Below are 16,667 nucleotides of genomic sequence, written 5' to 3'. Positions count from 1 at the left end.
ACAGCAAAACAACAACCAATTGAATCTATTTAATTAAATCTCCGGACTCTACTGACGACAAATATATAAAAAGCAAAAATAAACTGGTTTCCCAAAATAAATATGTAAGGCCAATAAGTCCCGTTACTAGTAACCAGGAACGGGGAATCCAGTGGCGTAAAGTGTACACAATTGCTCCGAGTATAAAAACCGCGATCAATTGGCACGAAAATAAAATAAGGCCAGTATTCCAACTATCGAATTCGGCTTGGGTAACGGTGATCATTCGAGCAGCTAGGTAGAGCATCACTGTGGAAAATAAAATACTGCGCCAGCCTTTTCCTTCGTTTGGCAGCAGGCAAGTCGCACCGATCATTCCGGTCGCGATGTACAACAGGAATTCGACCTTTAAGGTCCATAGAGAGCCATTAACGCCGTGAGATATTGGCAGGTCTTCAAAAACGCCAGGTAGCGTGTTGGTTTTTAGGCTTAGGACATTAACGCTGTCGCGGATATATCTAAATGCCTGGTCGGATGAAAAATAGTGATTAATATCTAAAGAACTCACTATGGGACCAAGAAAAAGTGCGCTGATCGCCGCAACCACAGCTAAGCCAGGCAAAATTCTCAGCGCTCTTTTTGCCATGAACGAAGGAAAATGTGGCGTGGAGGCCCAACTTGAGGAAATAAGATAGCCACTCAAAAAGAAAAAAGCAATCACGGCCAAGGCACCGCCATCAAATATATGAAGATGACGACCGATTGGCTCTAGTTGGATATTTCCGCTCAATGGGTAAGAGTGAGAAAAAAGTACCAATACCGCAGCGATCAGGCGTAAGGCGTTTAAATTATTTTCACGGCTTGCCAATTTCTCAGAGATTGGGGCGCGCAAGTGAATCGTGATCATATTTCAATGTGGCTAGTATGAAAAGGTTTGGAAGCAGGTCACATAATTGGGGTCAGGGTCAGAGTAATATTGATTCAATTATTGACTCCAATAATTCTGGGTGGCGTATCCATTTACATGCTGACAATGCCGATTACTCAAATATCGTGAAGAAGTTGACGCAAGGAATTTCTCTTGTTGCTCACAATAAAATCAAGTTGTCTCGATGTATCAGCTCTGGCTCATCTACGTAGCCCAAGAGGGATTCGATTTCATTACTGGGATGGCCGGCGATGCGACGCGTTTCCGTAGCATTGTAGTTAATCAGGCCGCGTGCGATTTCTTTTCCATTCGTATCGAAAATGGCAACCACTGTGCCGCGCTCGAATTTCCCGCTCACGTTGGTGATACCGACCGGTAGCAGGCTCTTGCCTTCGTTACGCAGCGCATGTGCTGCGCCAGCGTCGAGCGTCACCGTGCCGCAGACTTGCAGATGATCCGCCAGCCATTGTTTGCGCGCATTCAGAGGTGAAGGCTGCGCTTCCAACAGAGTGCCGATACTATCGCCGCGCATCAGGCGTGGCAACACATCTATTTCATGGCCAGATGCGATCACAGTATGCGCACCGCTACGCGCGGCACGTTTCGCGGCGAGGACCTTAGTGAGCATGCCGCCGCTCCCTATGTGGCTACCCGCCCCTCCTGCCATGGCTTCAAGCTTTTCATCGCCAGCTTGCGCCAAACTGATTAGCGTCGCATTCGAATCCTTGCGCGGGTCGGCAGTAAAAAGACCAATCTGGTCAGTGAGGATAATGAGCGCATCAGCCTCAATCAGGTTGGCAACCAGCGCACCTAAAGTGTCGTTGTCACCAAATTTAATTTCATCGGTAACTACAGTATCATTTTCATTGATGATGGGAATAACGCCAAGAGTCAGTAGGGTGCGCAGTGTGGAGCGAGCGTTGAGATAGCGTTCACGATCGGCGAGATCGGCATGGGTGAGTAATATTTGTGCTGTATGCAGGCCATGTGCGGTGAAGCAGCTTTCATACACCTGTATCAAGCCCATTTGACCGACTGCGGCAGCAGCCTGCAGTTTATGAACGGCGCTGGGGCGCTGTTTCCAGCCTAGCCGCTGCATGCCTTCGGCAATCGCGCCAGAAGAGACCAAAACTACTTTGTACCCATCTGCACGCAGCGTCGCAATCTGCTGTGCCCAGTTTCGGATTGCAGGGATGTCTAGTCCTTCACCCTGGTTGGTGACCAGGCTGCTTCCAACTTTGACGACAAGACGTTTGCACTGGGTCAGAACGGTTTTCATGATGCATTAAAGTATTGGGGTATCGGTTTTGTTGGCACTTTCTGCGTTGGCCAATTCTTCCTGTTTAGCAACCTGTTCCACATGCTCCATGATGGCATAGCACAGCTCTTGACAGCCTTCACCATTAATCGCGGAGATGGCAAAATAACGCGTATAGTTGCCAAACTCTTGTAGAAAAGCGGCGACCTTTTCATCTTTATCTTGCAGCAGGTCAAGCTTGTTTAGCACTAGCCAGCGCGGCTTGAGATACAGCACTTCATCATATTTTTTTAGTTCATTAAGAATAGCATGGGCTTCACGCACCGGATCGACGCCCTCGTACATCGGGGCAATGTCAACCAAGTGCAGTAGCAAACGGGTACGCATCAAATGGCGTAAAAACTGATGTCCCAGCCCTGCACCTTCGGCAGCACCTTCAATCAGGCCGGGAATGTCGGCGATAACGAAGCTCTTTTCGGCCGATACCCGCACCACACCCAAGTTCGGGTGTAACGTGGTGAAGGGATAATCGGCTATCTTGGGGCGGGCAGCGGAAACCGCGCGAATGAAGGTGGATTTGCCTGCATTGGGCATGCCTAGCAAACCCACGTCGGCGAGTACTTTCAGCTCTAATTGCAGTTCGCGGCGTTCACCTTCGACGCCTGGGGTGCATTTACGCGGGGCGCGGTTAGTACTGGATTTAAAGTGCAGATTGCCTAGGCCACCTTTGCCACCTTGGGCGAGCAACGTTTTTTGGCCGTCGTGATCCAGGTCGGCAATCATTTCACCGGTATTGATATCAGTGATAACAGTGCCGACTGGCATGCGTAGCACAATATCTTCCGCACCTTTACCATAGCAATCTGCGCCGCGCCCAGATTCACCATTGCGCGCGCGATGATGGCGTGCAAAACGGTAATCCACTAGGGTGTTGATGTTGCGGTCTGCAAGCGCATACACGCTACCTCCCCAACCGCCATCGCCACCATCTGGCCCGCCCTTGTCAATATATTTTTCTCGCCGAAAGCTGGCCGCACCGTTGCCGCCATCGCCTGCGATGACTTCAATTTTTGATTCGTCGATGAATTTCATGATGTCTGCTATATCCCTGCAAATAAAAAAGCCCTACCTCGCGATAGGGCTTATTGTACTTGGCTAGGAGTACTTAAGCTGGAACCACGAAGATAGTCTTGCGTCTTTGTGCTCCTTTAACGGCGAACACTACCTTGCCAGCAATCTTCGCAAACAAGGTGTGATCCTTGCCCATGCCAACATTGTCACCAGCGTGAAATCGCGTACCGCGCTGACGTACGATAATGCTGCCAGCGCTAATTACTTCGCCGCCAAAAGTTTTTACGCCGAGCCGTTTTGAGTGTGAATCGCGACCGTTACTGGTACTGCCACCACCTTTTTTTGATGCCATTTTTCTTTCCCCTCAATATTACGCTGAAATGCCGTCAATGCGGATCTCTGTGAAGTTTTGACGATGACCTTGATGCTTTTGGTAGTGTTTACGTCGACGCATCTTGAAGATTTTAATCTTCTCGCCACGGCCATTAGAGACTATCGTTGCCGTGACTGTAGCGCCGACCAGTAAAGGTTGTCCAACCGATACGGTGTCACCATTGCCGACCATGAGCACCTTGTCCAGCACGATAGCGCTGCCAACTTCACCAGCAACTGTTTCAATTTTCAGGGTTTCGCCTGCAACAACACGATACTGCTTACCACCAGTCTTGATTACTGCGTACATAACAACCTCGCTTGAATGCGGTTTTACAGAATCGCGCATTATACACAAATGGCACATGCCGTCAAAATGGTTTTTAATAAGTAGGGTTAACTACAATGAAATGTAATGTGTGGCTACCCCCCCATGGCACTCGGTTAATAATAAAGGCTAGGCTGAATATCACCTGTTCATTCGCTTAGACGGTATGTTCGGGGTAGAAAAACAGCCGTATACATAACGGGTCAATTTGCTTTATTAACATTAGTTAAGCTGCTTGACCTTTTGCCTTCCGTTAGTTTTGTGCAAACTTAGGGTTGTTGTATCAGCTCTTTCACTATTATAAAATCCGTTCGTCATGTCTATTCTCGTGTTTCAAAGGGTCGGGGGTTCAGGGATAGGCCTTACAAATTACATTTGCTGTGTAATTTGTAAGGCCTATCCCTGTCGCGTTGCGAGACAAGGCTTGATTATTAGATTTCTGAGGAGGTCATACGCAAGGCCTCCTGCTTTGCCGGAGGCCTTCTTATTACTTTTTCAAGCCATCAATACAAGCCTGGATTTTGACCTTATCGCCCGCATGAGCTTTTTGGCAATCCGCTGCCGACTGAGGGATACTTGTTGCATATGAAGGTAAAGCAACAAAAACTGCCAATGCAAAAACCAGCATGTCCATGAAGTTTTTCATAAATCATTTTCCTTTAATATATCAGCTCTTTTAGGGAGCACACTTAAAAGCCCCCGGCTTTGCCGAGGGTCGCCTAATGATTACTTCAAGCCATCAATACAAGCCTGAATTTTGGCATCGTTACCAGCAAAAACCTGTTGGCACTCCTCCACCGTCTGAGGGGCATTTGCAAATGCCGGTAAACTGACAGCAGCTACCAAAGTAAAAACCAGCATATTAATTAAGCTTTTCATTGTTTAGTTTCCTTTAAAAAAGTAAATTGAAAACTGACCTTGTGCCAGTGCTTGTCTAGTAAGCAAAATTAATGCCAATATTTATTTTTAATATAAAACAATAAGTTAAGTAAGAAAGAGTGGTGGTTGGCGGATATTAAAAATATTCATGTCGTTTATCGGGGACGTTTTTTTATAAACGCTCATAACATGCTGAATATAAATTTAATTAACGGTCTCCGATTAGAGACAGTTAAATTTCATTCTAAATTAACTCTGGGAACATAAAATGCTGGGAGCAAACTGGTCGTCGAATCAGCGTCTGGCTAGTGACTTGGGCGGAAATGTTTTAAGCTGCAGGCCTTTGAGCTTCAGGTGCTCTATCTAGATGAGACTGCTGGCAGTTCAGTTCGAAATTTGCGTCAGACAATACTTCCATCAGGTAAGACGTACATCGTAGTAAGTAATGGAAAAATCCCTAGCTAGAGAGATGAGGTTATATTCTTGGTACGTCAAAACCGTATTCTCCGCGTAGCGGCTTCGTCCAACAACACCATGAACTTGGACAGCCCAAAAGTGCAGCTTCATTTTTATCTACTAATGTCATTGGCGAACCCGCTGCTTACCCGCTTTTGCCAGAGATTCATCCAACCGGGCAAATCCTCAGCCAGCATAGGCCGGGAGATGAAAGCTCCCTGAGCGAGATCGCATCCCGTACTGAGCAAAAGATTCCAGTCGTCTTGGTCTTCGACCCCTTCGGCCACGACCTCCATGCCCAATTGTCTTGCCAGAGCCAGGCTGGCGTCATAAATCGCTCGCAATGTATCAACAGTCCAAGCGCGGTGTACGAAGCCTTGGTCAATCTTGAGTTCTTCGAAAGGAATGTCGCGTAACTGGGCCAACGAAGAGTGTCCGGTACCGAAGTCATCGATTGAAAGGCGAAAGCGCTTCAAGCGCAGACGAGTCAGGATTTCGAGCGGAATCCGTGCATCTCCCATTAGCTGGCTTTCCGTCACTTCCAGCACTATTTTCTGCGGCGGTATGCCTATCTTGGTGGTGAGTGCGGTAACAAAATCCAGAAAATCCAAGGACGCCAGGCTGTCCATAGACACGTTGACGGCTACCCGCAACTTCAGCCCTGCATCCTGCCAGGCTTTGGCCTGGGCCAGCGCGTTGGTGAGCACCACTCGGGTCAGTTCGTCGATCAGGCTGTTCGCTTCAGCAATGCCGATGAACTGGTCAGGTAGCACGATCCCGTGAACAGGATGGCGCCAGCGCACCAGAGTTTCCACTCCCGCAACTTGGCCGGTAGAAACTGACACCTTGGGTTGGTAGTAATTGACAAGCTCGCCTTTGCTGATGGCAGCGCGCACTTCGTCTGCACCATAAACTTTCTGCGCCTTCGGGCTATCCAGTGAAGAAGGTGCCCACTTTTCCAGCAGTGCGGACAGTATCTCCGGTTTGACCGGCTTTTTTATGTGTCCAAGCACATTGATTTTATGTGCCTGCACCAGTTTCTCGACCGTCAGCAGCATCCGCTCATCTTCACCGCTGATCAGGATGAGACTGTCGGCATAGTTCCGTTCTACCAGGTGACGTACAAATTCGATTCCGTCCATTTCCGGCATATTGAGGTCCAGCAGAATCAGGTTAGGCCGAGGACCTACGCCATCTAACTGATCCAGCGCGGCTCGACCGCTCTCGCAGAGCGAGACCGAAGTGAAACCCAGGTTTATCAACATGCGGTCCAACAATTTGAGCATGAATGGTTCGTCGTCGAGCACCAAAATTTTTACCATGAGTTTATCAATCATCACTTTTTCTCCCTAAACTTTTCACGACATAGTGTTGTGTTTACAACGAACCAAGATATTCATCCACGCTGGCCATTTCCGCCTTAAAGCGTGGCAATAGCACCTCCAGTGCTTTAGTGTCGCCCGCCTTTCCCGCTTCTTCCATTTCAGCGCACAGCTCACCCAACGCCAGCGCGCCGACTGAACGAGCCGATGATTTAAGCTTGTGTGCTGCTGCACTGACTGCCGTGGCTTGGCCCGCCTGACATGCAGTGCGCAACTCCGCCGCTACTTTGGCCAAGCTGGAACGGAAATCCAGCAGGAGTTCGCTGATCACCGCCGGATCTTTCCCTACTAGCCCTTCGAGAACACTTACGTCTATCGGCTCTGCCACTATGATGGGAGTAGTGGCGAGTGTAGCGGACATGACAGTTGAGTTCGGACTCAACTCAGCGGCCGGCAGCCATTTCGCCAGCGTGGTTTTCAAATCCACAAGTTGCACCGGCTTGCTCAGATAGTCGTCCATGCCGACGACACGGCAATGCTCGGCCTCACCCTTGAGGGCGTTGGCAGTGAGGGCGACAATCGGGATGCGTTGCTTGCCAGCCTTGTTTCCCTCGTCGGTACGTATGGCTGCGGTCAGCTGATAGCCGTCCATTTCCGGCATGTGCAGATCGGTGAGCAGTATCGCATAGTCACCGCTCTTCCAATGTTCCAGTGCTTCGCGGCCGTCGCCGACGATATCTGCGGCATAACCGAGCAATGCGAGCTGTTGCTGGATTACTTTCTGGTTGATGTCGTTGTCTTCGGCCACCAGTACTAATCTGCCTTGCTGCAATGCCATGGCGTGCGATGGGGAGGAGATGGCTGCCTCGATCTTGTCTGATGGTTGTGACTCTTCTTCGTGCGCCCGCCCTGCAGCGATGGCCACTGCCCGGAGGAAGGATTGAGGATGCATGACCTCGCCGTCCAGGGTGACAATATCCACCGTTTCGACGCGTTCCCGACGACGGTGTCCACGTCTGATGACGACAAAGCGGGGCTCGATATCGGGCTGCTGGTTCCCGTGTGCAACTACCACGAAATGTGGATCCAGATCAGATCGGGCACGGAAGGCCGCGCGCAACTCTTCGATCGGTGGCGCATCGTGCCCGGCGTCGATTATTAGTAACCACCGGCCGGGCGGGAGCGTGCTGATTCGATTGCGGGCTGCGGTCAAGTTTGGCACTCGTTCAACAATCGCGCCGCTGTCTTTCAGATAGACGCTCAAATCATCTCTCAATCCGTTGTCATCGCCTAGTACCAAGCAGGAAAGTCCGGTAAGATCGGTAGTCTTGCCGCCATCGGCGGGACTGTTAGGCAGTAGCGTAAATGGCAGTCGTGCGGTGAAGGTGGAGCCTTTTCCCTGCTCACTGTGCACTGCAATTTCTCCACCCATCAGTTCCACCAGATGGCGGGAGATGGCCAGCCCCAGCCCGGTACCGCCAAAGCGCCGAGTGGTGGAGGCATCGCCTTGGGTAAAGGAGGCAAAGAGTCGAGACTGGGTCTCCTTATTCATACCGATGCCGTTGTCAGTTACCTGAAGCTCAACCATCACCACTGACTGGTCTGGGTCGTGCTTGGCCATTAATGCACGCACCGACACCTGCCCTGGGCGCTCTTGCCCGCTGGAAAACTTGATGGCGTTGTTGGTGAGGTTGACTATCACTTGACGCAGGCGTAGAGCATCGCCCAGAACTTCTTCGGGAATCGCTGGGTCGATGAACAGAGTGAGCTCCACTTCTTTCTTTGTGGCCAAGTGTTCCAGCATTCCGCAAGCTTTCTCTACCACTTCCGCCACATGCATGGGCGCGCGTTCGATTTCAAGCTTGCCAGCTTCTATCTTGGAAAAATCGAGAATATCCTCAATGATATCCAGCAGAGCAAAAGCTGATTCTCGGATGAGATTGAGCATTTCCTCCTGGTAGCTATTAAGGCTGGTTTGTTGCAGCACGTCGGCCATGCCGATTACACCGTTCATGGGCGTCCGGATCTCGTGGCTCATGGTAGCGAGGAAAGCTGATTTGGCCTGGCTAGCTTGTTCGGCCTCAAGTCGGGCCTGTTCCAGATCTTTCATAACACGTACTCGTTCACGGATGTCGCGCAGAATGCCGGTGAAATAGCGTTTTCCCCCGACGAAGTATTCGCTGACTGCAAGATATACAGCAATGCGCTCCCCATTTTTGTGCAGCCCTTCGATTTCGCGTCCAGTGCCGATGATGTGAGCCTGTCCAGTTCGGTAATATCTCTCCATATAACCGTCATGGGCGCTACTGTGAGGTTCTGGCATAAGAATAGAAACGTTTTGTCCGATCACTTCATTACGAGAGTAACCGAAGAGATTTTCCACTACCGGGTTGGCGGAGCGGATAATGCCCTTGTCGTCGATGGTGATGACACAATCCACCATGTGATCGACCACGGAGCGAGTTTCTTCTTCCTTGATCGCCATGGCCACATTGGCTTGCTCCAGATCAGCGGTGCGCTGCGTTACTTGATCCTCTAATTCCACTGATACACGCCGTAAGCGCGTAATGACCAGTGCGAGCGCCCCCAATCCCAGCGTCAACAGGGCACCAAAGAGAAAGAAGGTATCGCGCATATCCGCTCGATTTTGCGCCTCCACACGGTCTAAGGGTCGAATAAGCTCTAGAATGCCGCGCACATCACCGACTTTCCAGTCATGCTTGGGGCTATCCGGGCGTGAATTGTGGCAACCTACGCATTCCGCGTGCATTACATCCGCCGTAGCGTAGCGTAGCGATGCACGCCCCTGAAAATCCTCAAAGCGGTAGTAGGGCTGTTGTGGATTCGCCCGCAACGTTTTCAAAGCTTGTACCTCAAAATCATCATGCGCGCCGCCATCCTTGCGCCAGGGAAAGGGGGCGTCGCTGTATAAACGCACCACCATGCCAGAACTGTGTGAGCTGATCCTTCTACCAAGGTCCATGGTAAAGGTTGCAGGTAACGGGATAGCCCCTGGCTTGTGCAGGTAGTCGTGTGTCACTTCTATGTCGTGGCTGCTTAAGCGATCCACAACTTCAGAGGTGTATGCGTTACGTAGTTCCATTAGCGTCTCTGCTTGCAGAGTCATGCCCTGTAGTGCGGCAGATTGCACCAAGGTGTTAGTGGCATGAGATAGATACCACAACGCTAGTAGCGTACCGCTACAAAAGATAATGCTTAGCACCACAATGGTGTGCTTACAGAGCAGAAGCAGGCACGCTGCCCAAAGCCTTGTCAATTGTTGGTACAAGCCGGAAGATTTAGCTGATTGGTTAGCTGTTCGCATGAGAGGATCCTAAATTTTAGGTCAATGGATTTTGCTAATACTGCGGTATCCGTTTTTCGAACGAATAGAAAAACGGTTAAGCATCGCTGCCCAGACTTTAAAATGGGCATCGTCAATTCTCTGCTAATGTTTTGTAGCGCTCGATATTAAAGAGTTTCAATAATGCCTCATCGGACGGGAACAAGCTACGGCTCATGGACATCTTTCCCAGATTCATGTCAGCAGTGCAATCGCCACTGCTGTGCGCAAAGTCCAATTTGCAAATTCAGACTGTAGTCGAATCCGGGTGAGTCTGTTGTCTGCATCGCTCGCGAGCCAGGATTGCCCGCAGCCTGCTGCGGCTGTGGTGCTCCTGTTCAGACGAGCTCGAGTATGCGTCAAAATTTTGGCCACAAGCACACCGAGTGGGAGCCTAGGAAAGAGGAGTTTAAAATCCCAAGGTTGTAAACAGCCGCTATGATCGTGTTAAAATCCTAGCTGTCGTTATATCGAATATTTTATCAAAAATCTTTACCTTCTCCAGTTCCGAGGGGCGCTGCGACCTTGAATAAGGCCAGGCTTGGAGCACAGGAGTGTATCTGTAGCAACGGCGCTCATTCATTAACTTGAATGGAGAAAGTATGAACGCCGTTACCAAATCTGGATTTACCGACTACAAAATTACCGACATCAATCTTGCTCTTTGGGGACGCAAGGAAATCGCCATTGCCGAAATTGAAATGCCGGGTTTGATGGCGATTCGCGAAGAATACGCTGCCGTACAACCGCTGCGTGGTTCACGCATCGCCGGTTCGCTGCATATGACCATCCAGACTGCCGTGCTGATTGAAACCCTGAAAGCCTTGGGTGCAGAGGTTCGCTGGGCTTCCTGTAATATATATTCCACCCAGGATCATGCGGCAGCAGCCATAGCCGAGGGTGGTACACCAGTATTTGCAATTAAAGGTGAATCACTTGAAGATTATTGGGATTACACCCATCGCATCTTCGAGTGGCCTAATGACAATCACGCCAACATGATTCTGGACGATGGTGGCGATGCGACTTTGTTGTTGCATCTGGGTGCGCGTGCCGAAAAAGATGCGTCTCTAATTAGCAAGCCCACTTCGGAAGAAGAAACTTTTCTGTATGCTGCTATCAAACAGCGCCTTGCTACGCAGCCTGGCTGGTATTCCAAACGCCTGGCGGCAATTAAAGGGGTGACGGAAGAAACTACAACAGGCGTGCATCGTCTGTACCAAATGCATGCGCGCAATGAACTGAAATTCCCTGCTATTAACGTTAACGATTCAGTCACCAAATCCAAGTTCGACAACCTGTACGGTTGCCGGGAATCACTGGTTGATGCCATTAAACGTGCAACCGATGTAATGATTGCGGGAAAGATTGCTGTTATTGCCGGTTACGGAGATGTGGGGAAGGGCTCGGCACAAGCAATGCGCGCACTGTCTGCCCAGGTTTGGGTAACTGAAATTGATCCGATTTGCGCACTACAGGCTGCCATGGAAGGTTATCGCGTCGTCACCATGGATTATGCTGCTGAGCATGGCGACATTTTCGTATCCTGCACCGGTAACTATCATGTGATTACTCATGAGCATATGAAAAAAATGAAGAATCAGGCGATCGTGTGCAATATTGGCCATTTCGACAATGAAATTGACGTTGCCTCGCTTAAAGCTTACGTTTGGGAGAACATTAAGCCACAAGTCGATCACATAATTTTCCCCGCAGTAGACGGCCAGCCCGGCAAGCGCATCATTTTGCTGGCCGAAGGCCGTTTGGTGAATCTGGGTTGCGGCACAGGCCATCCTTCTTACGTGATGAGTTCTTCATTTGCCAATCAGACCATCGCCCAGATCGAGCTGTGGAGTGAGGCAGAAAAAAGCACCAGCAAATATCCAGTCGGTGTGTATACCTTGCCCAAACATCTGGATGAAAAAGTGGCGGTACTGCAATTGAAGAAACTAAATGCGCAACTGAGCACGCTCACAGACCAACAAGCTGCTTACATCGGCGTGCCTAAGGAAGGCCCTTACAAGTCGGATCATTATCGCTACTAGCATGTGAGATTTCACACAATCTTTAAAGCAACATCAAAGGCAACTTTATGCGAATCATCCTGATTTGGATTTTCAATGCGCTAGCACTGCTAGCGGTTGCTTATCTGTTACCAGCTATTCATGTAAATGGTTTTATATCCGCATTAATTGCAGCATTGTTACTGGGCCTCATTAATACGTTGCTGCGGCCCCTGCTGATTCTGCTTACGCTGCCAGTCACCGTGCTATCGCTTGGCCTGTTTATCCTGGTCATCAACGGCTTGCTATTCTGGTTTGCCGGTTCAGTGCTGAAAGGCTTCGAAGTCAATGGCTTCTGGGCTGGCGTGATGGGTGCTTTGTTATACAGTGTTTTTTCTTTTTTACTCTCGCTGCTCCTGCGGCAACAAGTTTCGCAGCAGGGGCCAGTGACTATTGATCATGACAAACTCTAAATCATTCAGTTTTGAATTCTTTCCTCCACAAACGCAAGAAGGCGCAAACAAACTCTCCGTTACGCGCAAGCAATTGGCAGTACTCAAGCCCGAATTCTTCTCGGTTACCTTTGGCGCTGGTGGCTCTACGCGTGAACGCACTTTGGAGACGGTGCAGCAGATCAAGGCCGATGGCGATGAAGCAGCGCCTCATTTGTCTTGCATAGGTTCTACACGCGAGAATATCCGCGCGATTTTGCACATCTACAAAAACATGGGGGTCAGGCGCATCGTGGCGCTGCGTGGTGACCTGCCCTCAGGGATGGCTACTTCTGGCGAATTCCGCTATGCCAACGAATTGGTATCATTCATCCGCGCTGAGACTGGCGAACACTTTCATATCGAGGTGGCAGCCTATCCAGAATTTCATCCGCAAGCGAAATCGCCACGCGACGACCTGTTAAACTTTAAGCGCAAAGTATTGGCTGGAGCAAATTCCGCGATCACTCAATATTTTTATAACGCCGACGGCTACTTCCGCTTTGTTGAGGAATGTTGCAAGATGGGCGTCACCCTTCCCATCGTGCCAGGCATAATGCCCATTATTAAATTCTCGCAGCTGGCGCGCTTCTCAGATGCTTGTGGCGCAGAAATTCCGCGCTCGATCCGCAAAATGTTGGAAAGCTATGGAGATGACAACGAATCCGTGCAGGCATTCGGCCTGGATGTTGTCACGCAACTGTGCGAACGTCTGCTCGCCGGCGGTGCGCCTGGTCTTCATATCTATACACTCAACCAGTCCGCTCCTTCGTTGGAAATATGGAAACGTCTGGGGCTTTGACAGCCCTGTGGTGATGGGCTACTCTCTATGTGCGATACATTAATCTCTTGACTTAAGAGGCCGCTTTATGGATTACAATAAGAGCCATGTCGCAACTTGATTTCAGGCATCATTTTCTCATTGCCATGCCAGCCATGGTGGATTCGCCTTTTGCCAAAACTCTTGTTTATATTTGTGAACATAATGAGCAAGGCGCATTGGGCATCATAGTGAACCGTCCGACCAATCTCACACTTAGCGAGTTGTTCGAGCAAACTAAAATTCCGATGGGGGAGTTTGAATTAAGTGGCATGCCAGTGTATTTTGGCGGGCCTGTGCAGACTGATCGGGGTTTTGTGTTGCATAAACCGTTAGGTCGGTGGCAATCAACTCTGACCATCAATGACAATCTTGGTCTGACTACCTCCAGAGATATTTTGCTAGCGGTAGGTGCGGGACGAGAACCTAAAAACTTGCTGCTGACCTTGGGCTATTCCGGCTGGGCGCCAGGGCAATTAGAGCATGAGTTAACAGAAAATGCTTGGCTCACCGTGCCGGCCTCAGAGCACATTTTATTCGAGCTGCCTCCCGAGGAACGCTTGCCTGCTGCAATGGCGCTGCTGGGCGTGGATTATGCATCGCTCTCAGAGTATGTGGGACATGCCTGACGAGAGCATTGTTATTTCAGTACATGGTATTTTGCTGGGTTTCGATTTTGGCACTAAGCGCATCGGCGTGGCGGTGGGCAATTCAATTTCTTGCACTGCACGACCATTAACAACCCTGCATGGCGAACATAATGGACAGCGCTTCGCTGCCATCGCTGAGCTTATTCGTGAATGGGAGCCATCTGCGCTGGTAGTGGGGTTACCTTGTCACGATGATGGTACGCCGCACGAACTAACCCGCTTATGTCGCCGCTTCGCTCAGCGCCTCAAGGGGCGCTTTGATTTGCCTACCCTTTTAGTGGACGAACGATATACTTCCACTGCCGCAAGTTCGCAGCTGACTGAGATGGGTATTCGTGGCATCAAACAAAAGCCGCTGCTCGATCAGGTTGCGGCGCAGCAAATTCTGCAGGCCTATTTTGATGAACCCGCCATAGAACAAATCGCATGAATAATCCACAACTCAACAAACATGGCGAACTACAGCACTTGCTTTCTACTGAGGGACTGCCAGCACCTATCTTGCGCAGTATTTTAGATAGAGCGGCTTCCTTTATGAGTGTGACTGAAGGGCGCGACATTAAAAAAATCCCATTGCTGCACGGCAAATCAATATTCAACTTGTTTTTTGAAAACAGCACCCGCACCCGTACTACTTTTGAGATTGCTGCCAAGCGTCTTTCGGCCGATGTAGTCAATTTGAACATTGGTTCTTCCTCTGCTAGTAAAGGCGAAACTTTGCTTGATACTGTCGATAATTTATGCGCCATGCACGCTGACATGTTCGTGGTGCGCCACTCGCAGAGTGGCGCAGCTCACCTTATCGCCAAGCATGTTGCGCCGGAAATTCATGTTATTAATGCCGGTGACGGGCGCCATGCACACCCGACACAAGCGCTGCTCGACATGTTCACCATCCGTCATTACAAGAAAGAATTTCATAACCTGCGAGTGGCCATCGTCGGCGATATACTGCATTCGCGCGTGGCACGTTCGCAAATTCATGCGCTGACTACCTTGGGTGTGCCGGAAGTTCGCGTCATCGCCCCCAAGACGTTATTGCCAAGCGGCGCCGATAAACTCGGTGTGCAGGTTTATCACGACATGACGCAAGGCTTGCGCGATGTCGATGTGGTGATGATGTTACGCTTGCAGGGCGAGCGCATGCAGGGCGCGGTGTTGCCCAGCGCACAAGAATATTTTAAGTACTATGGCCTCACCCGAGAAAAATTGGTGCTAGCCAAAAAGGATGCCATAGTCATGCACCCGGGGCCGATGAATCGTGGTGTTGAGATCGATTCCAGCGTTGCGGACGGGACACAATCAGTAATCTTGCCACAAGTCACTTTTGGCATTGCTGTACGCATGGCAGTGATGAGCACTTTGGCGGGAGTTGAGTGATGAACATCCAGATTAAAAATGGGCATTTAATTGACCCGAAAAATCAGATTGATGGTCTCCGCGATTTATTTATCACGGCGGGTAAAGTGGCAGCTGTTGGCAGTGCGCCTGCAGATTTTGTGGCACAACAGGTGATTGATGCAACAGGTCTAGTTGTTGCCCCCGGCTTGATCGACCTTGCCGCGCGTCTGCGCGAACCGGGTTACGAGTACAGGGCCACGCTTGAATCCGAGATGGATGCAGCCGTAGCTGGCGGCATTACGACACTGGCATGTCCGCCGGACACCGATCCGCCGCTGGATGAGCCGGGTCTGGTAGAAATGCTCAAGCACCGCGCCCGTGAATTAAATAAAGCGCGCCTTTATCCTGTGGGTGCGCTGACCCGCGGGCTGAATGGTGCGGAACTTACCGAGATGGCAGAACTGGCCGATGCCGGTTGCATTGCATTCAGTCAAGCCGATGCTGCACTTACTGACACTCGTGTGTTGATGCGCGCCATGCAATACGCTGCCACATTTGGTTTCAGTGTTTGGTTGCGCCCCCAAGATAGCTTCCTGACACGCGACGGCGTGGCGCACGATGGCGAAGTAGCGACACGTCTGGGCTTGCCCGCTATTCCGGTGTGTGCGGAGACCATTGCACTGTCCACTATTTTACAATTGGCGCATGAGACCGGCGTGCGGCTGCATATCTGTCGGATCTCCAGTGCAAGCGGAGTGGAACTGGTGCGTGCCGCCAAACAACAGGGATTGACGCTTACCTGCGATGTATCTGCCAATCATGTACACCTGTCCGAAATGGATATCGGATTTTTCGATGCCAACTGCCATCTGGTACCGCCGTTGCGTAGTCAGCGTGATCGCGATGCATTGCATGCCGGTTTGCTCGATGGGTCAATAGACGCTATTTGTTCCAATCACTCACCGGTGGACGAAGATGCCAAGCAACTGCCTTTTGCCGAGGCTGAAGCTGGCGCAACCGGATTGGAATTACTGCTACCGCTGGCACTAAAATGGGCGAGGCAGAGCCATCGTGCACTCGCCGATGGACTAGCCAAGATAACGCTGCAACCTGCGCGTATATTAGGCCTTGACGCCGGACATTTGACCGTCGGAGCCGCTGCTGATGTGTGCGTGTTCGATCCGGAAGTGTATTGGAAGGTTGAACCTGCGGCATTGAAAAGCCAGGGTAAAAACACGCCATTCATCGGTATGGAATTGCAGGGGCGCGTGCGTTATACCTTGGTAAATGGGCAGCTTGTTTATCAATCTAAGGTTAGTCAATAACCTTGGTTGCGCGGGGGGCTGTAGATTTAGGGTGGTAATTCAATAATGAACTTTTCTAAAATAGTTCAAGTTCGTCCAGAGCGAGGTGTGAAAACAAATAT

General features: G+C 50.4%; 16 protein-coding genes and 1 riboswitch. Of the genes, 7 read left to right on the top strand and 9 right to left on the bottom strand.

The window, feature by feature from the left end; genetic code table 11:
* Positions 1-25: 25 nt before the first annotated feature.
* The 9 genes from MJ769_RS12200 to MJ769_RS12160 form a co-directional block, all read right to left on the bottom strand.
* Complete coding sequence (locus MJ769_RS12200) at positions 26-886, bottom strand: acyltransferase family protein (RefSeq protein WP_239237418.1); 861 nt, start codon at positions 884-886, stop codon at positions 26-28.
* Between the two features lie 181 nt (positions 887-1,067).
* Entirely contained in the window at positions 1,068-2,186 is a 1,119-nt protein-coding gene (proB, locus tag MJ769_RS12195; RefSeq protein WP_239237417.1) for a glutamate 5-kinase, read from the bottom strand.
* Between the two features lie 6 nt (positions 2,187-2,192).
* The gene (gene obgE / locus MJ769_RS12190; protein ID WP_239237416.1) at positions 2,193-3,257 is read right to left on the bottom strand and encodes a GTPase ObgE; all 1,065 of its coding nucleotides are present in this window, start codon (positions 3,255-3,257) and stop codon (positions 2,193-2,195) included.
* Positions 3,258-3,330: 73 nt separating this feature from the next.
* On the bottom strand, positions 3,331-3,588 hold the full coding sequence (rpmA, locus tag MJ769_RS12185) for a 50S ribosomal protein L27 (protein WP_239237415.1): 258 nt from the start codon (positions 3,586-3,588) through the stop codon (positions 3,331-3,333).
* Positions 3,589-3,606: 18 nt separating this feature from the next.
* Positions 3,607-3,918: a 50S ribosomal protein L21 gene (gene rplU, locus MJ769_RS12180; protein ID WP_239237414.1), complete on the bottom strand. Its 312-nt coding sequence runs from the start codon at positions 3,916-3,918 to the stop codon at positions 3,607-3,609.
* 505 nt (positions 3,919-4,423) lie between these two features.
* The gene (locus MJ769_RS12175) at positions 4,424-4,582 is read right to left on the bottom strand and encodes a hypothetical protein (RefSeq protein ID WP_239237413.1); all 159 of its coding nucleotides are present in this window, start codon (positions 4,580-4,582) and stop codon (positions 4,424-4,426) included.
* Between the two features lie 80 nt (positions 4,583-4,662).
* Positions 4,663-4,815 (bottom strand): hypothetical protein, encoded by a 153-nt coding sequence (locus tag MJ769_RS12170; RefSeq protein ID WP_239237412.1) that lies wholly within the window; start codon positions 4,813-4,815, stop codon positions 4,663-4,665.
* Positions 4,816-5,384: 569 nt separating this feature from the next.
* Entirely contained in the window at positions 5,385-6,608 is a 1,224-nt protein-coding gene (locus tag MJ769_RS12165; protein WP_239237411.1) for an EAL domain-containing response regulator, read from the bottom strand.
* Between the two features lie 40 nt (positions 6,609-6,648).
* Positions 6,649-9,918, bottom strand: coding sequence for an ATP-binding protein (locus MJ769_RS12160; protein ID WP_239237410.1), 3,270 nt, complete (start codon positions 9,916-9,918; stop codon positions 6,649-6,651).
* A 521-nt stretch (positions 9,919-10,439) separates the two neighbouring features.
* Positions 10,440-10,520, top strand: a riboswitch (S-adenosyl-L-homocysteine riboswitch).
* An 18-nt stretch (positions 10,521-10,538) separates the two neighbouring features.
* Between MJ769_RS12160 and ahcY the strand changes: the two genes are divergently transcribed.
* From ahcY to MJ769_RS12125, 7 genes are all read left to right on the top strand, one after another.
* Positions 10,539-11,981 (top strand): adenosylhomocysteinase, encoded by a 1,443-nt coding sequence (ahcY, locus tag MJ769_RS12155; RefSeq protein WP_239237409.1) that lies wholly within the window; start codon positions 10,539-10,541, stop codon positions 11,979-11,981.
* A 47-nt stretch (positions 11,982-12,028) separates the two neighbouring features.
* Complete coding sequence (locus MJ769_RS12150; protein ID WP_239237408.1) at positions 12,029-12,412, top strand: phage holin family protein; 384 nt, start codon at positions 12,029-12,031, stop codon at positions 12,410-12,412.
* Entirely contained in the window at positions 12,399-13,232 is an 834-nt protein-coding gene (gene metF / locus MJ769_RS12145; protein ID WP_239237407.1) for a methylenetetrahydrofolate reductase [NAD(P)H], read from the top strand. Before MJ769_RS12150 ends, metF begins: the two co-directional genes overlap by 14 nt.
* A gap of 86 nt (positions 13,233-13,318) precedes the next feature.
* Positions 13,319-13,879, top strand: a complete 561-nt coding sequence (locus MJ769_RS12140) for a YqgE/AlgH family protein (protein ID WP_239237406.1) — start codon at positions 13,319-13,321, stop codon at positions 13,877-13,879.
* Positions 13,845-14,330, top strand: coding sequence for a Holliday junction resolvase RuvX (gene ruvX, locus MJ769_RS12135; RefSeq protein WP_239237405.1), 486 nt, complete (start codon positions 13,845-13,847; stop codon positions 14,328-14,330). The genes MJ769_RS12140 and ruvX overlap by 35 nt, the downstream gene beginning before the upstream one ends.
* Positions 14,327-15,280, top strand: a complete 954-nt coding sequence (locus MJ769_RS12130) for an aspartate carbamoyltransferase catalytic subunit (RefSeq protein ID WP_239237404.1) — start codon at positions 14,327-14,329, stop codon at positions 15,278-15,280. Before ruvX ends, MJ769_RS12130 begins: the two co-directional genes overlap by 4 nt.
* A complete protein-coding gene (locus tag MJ769_RS12125) occupies positions 15,280-16,566 on the top strand; it encodes a dihydroorotase (RefSeq protein WP_239237403.1) in 1,287 nt (428 codons plus the stop codon). The genes MJ769_RS12130 and MJ769_RS12125 overlap by 1 nt, the downstream gene beginning before the upstream one ends.
* The last annotated feature ends 101 nt before the right edge of the window (positions 16,567-16,667 follow it).

Source organism: Candidatus Nitrotoga sp. BS (genome assembly GCF_927797785.1).
Taxonomy (GTDB): domain Bacteria; phylum Pseudomonadota; class Gammaproteobacteria; order Burkholderiales; family Gallionellaceae; genus Nitrotoga.
Note: the sequence above shows the minus strand (reverse complement) of the source record. Positions and strands in the feature narration are given on the sequence as shown.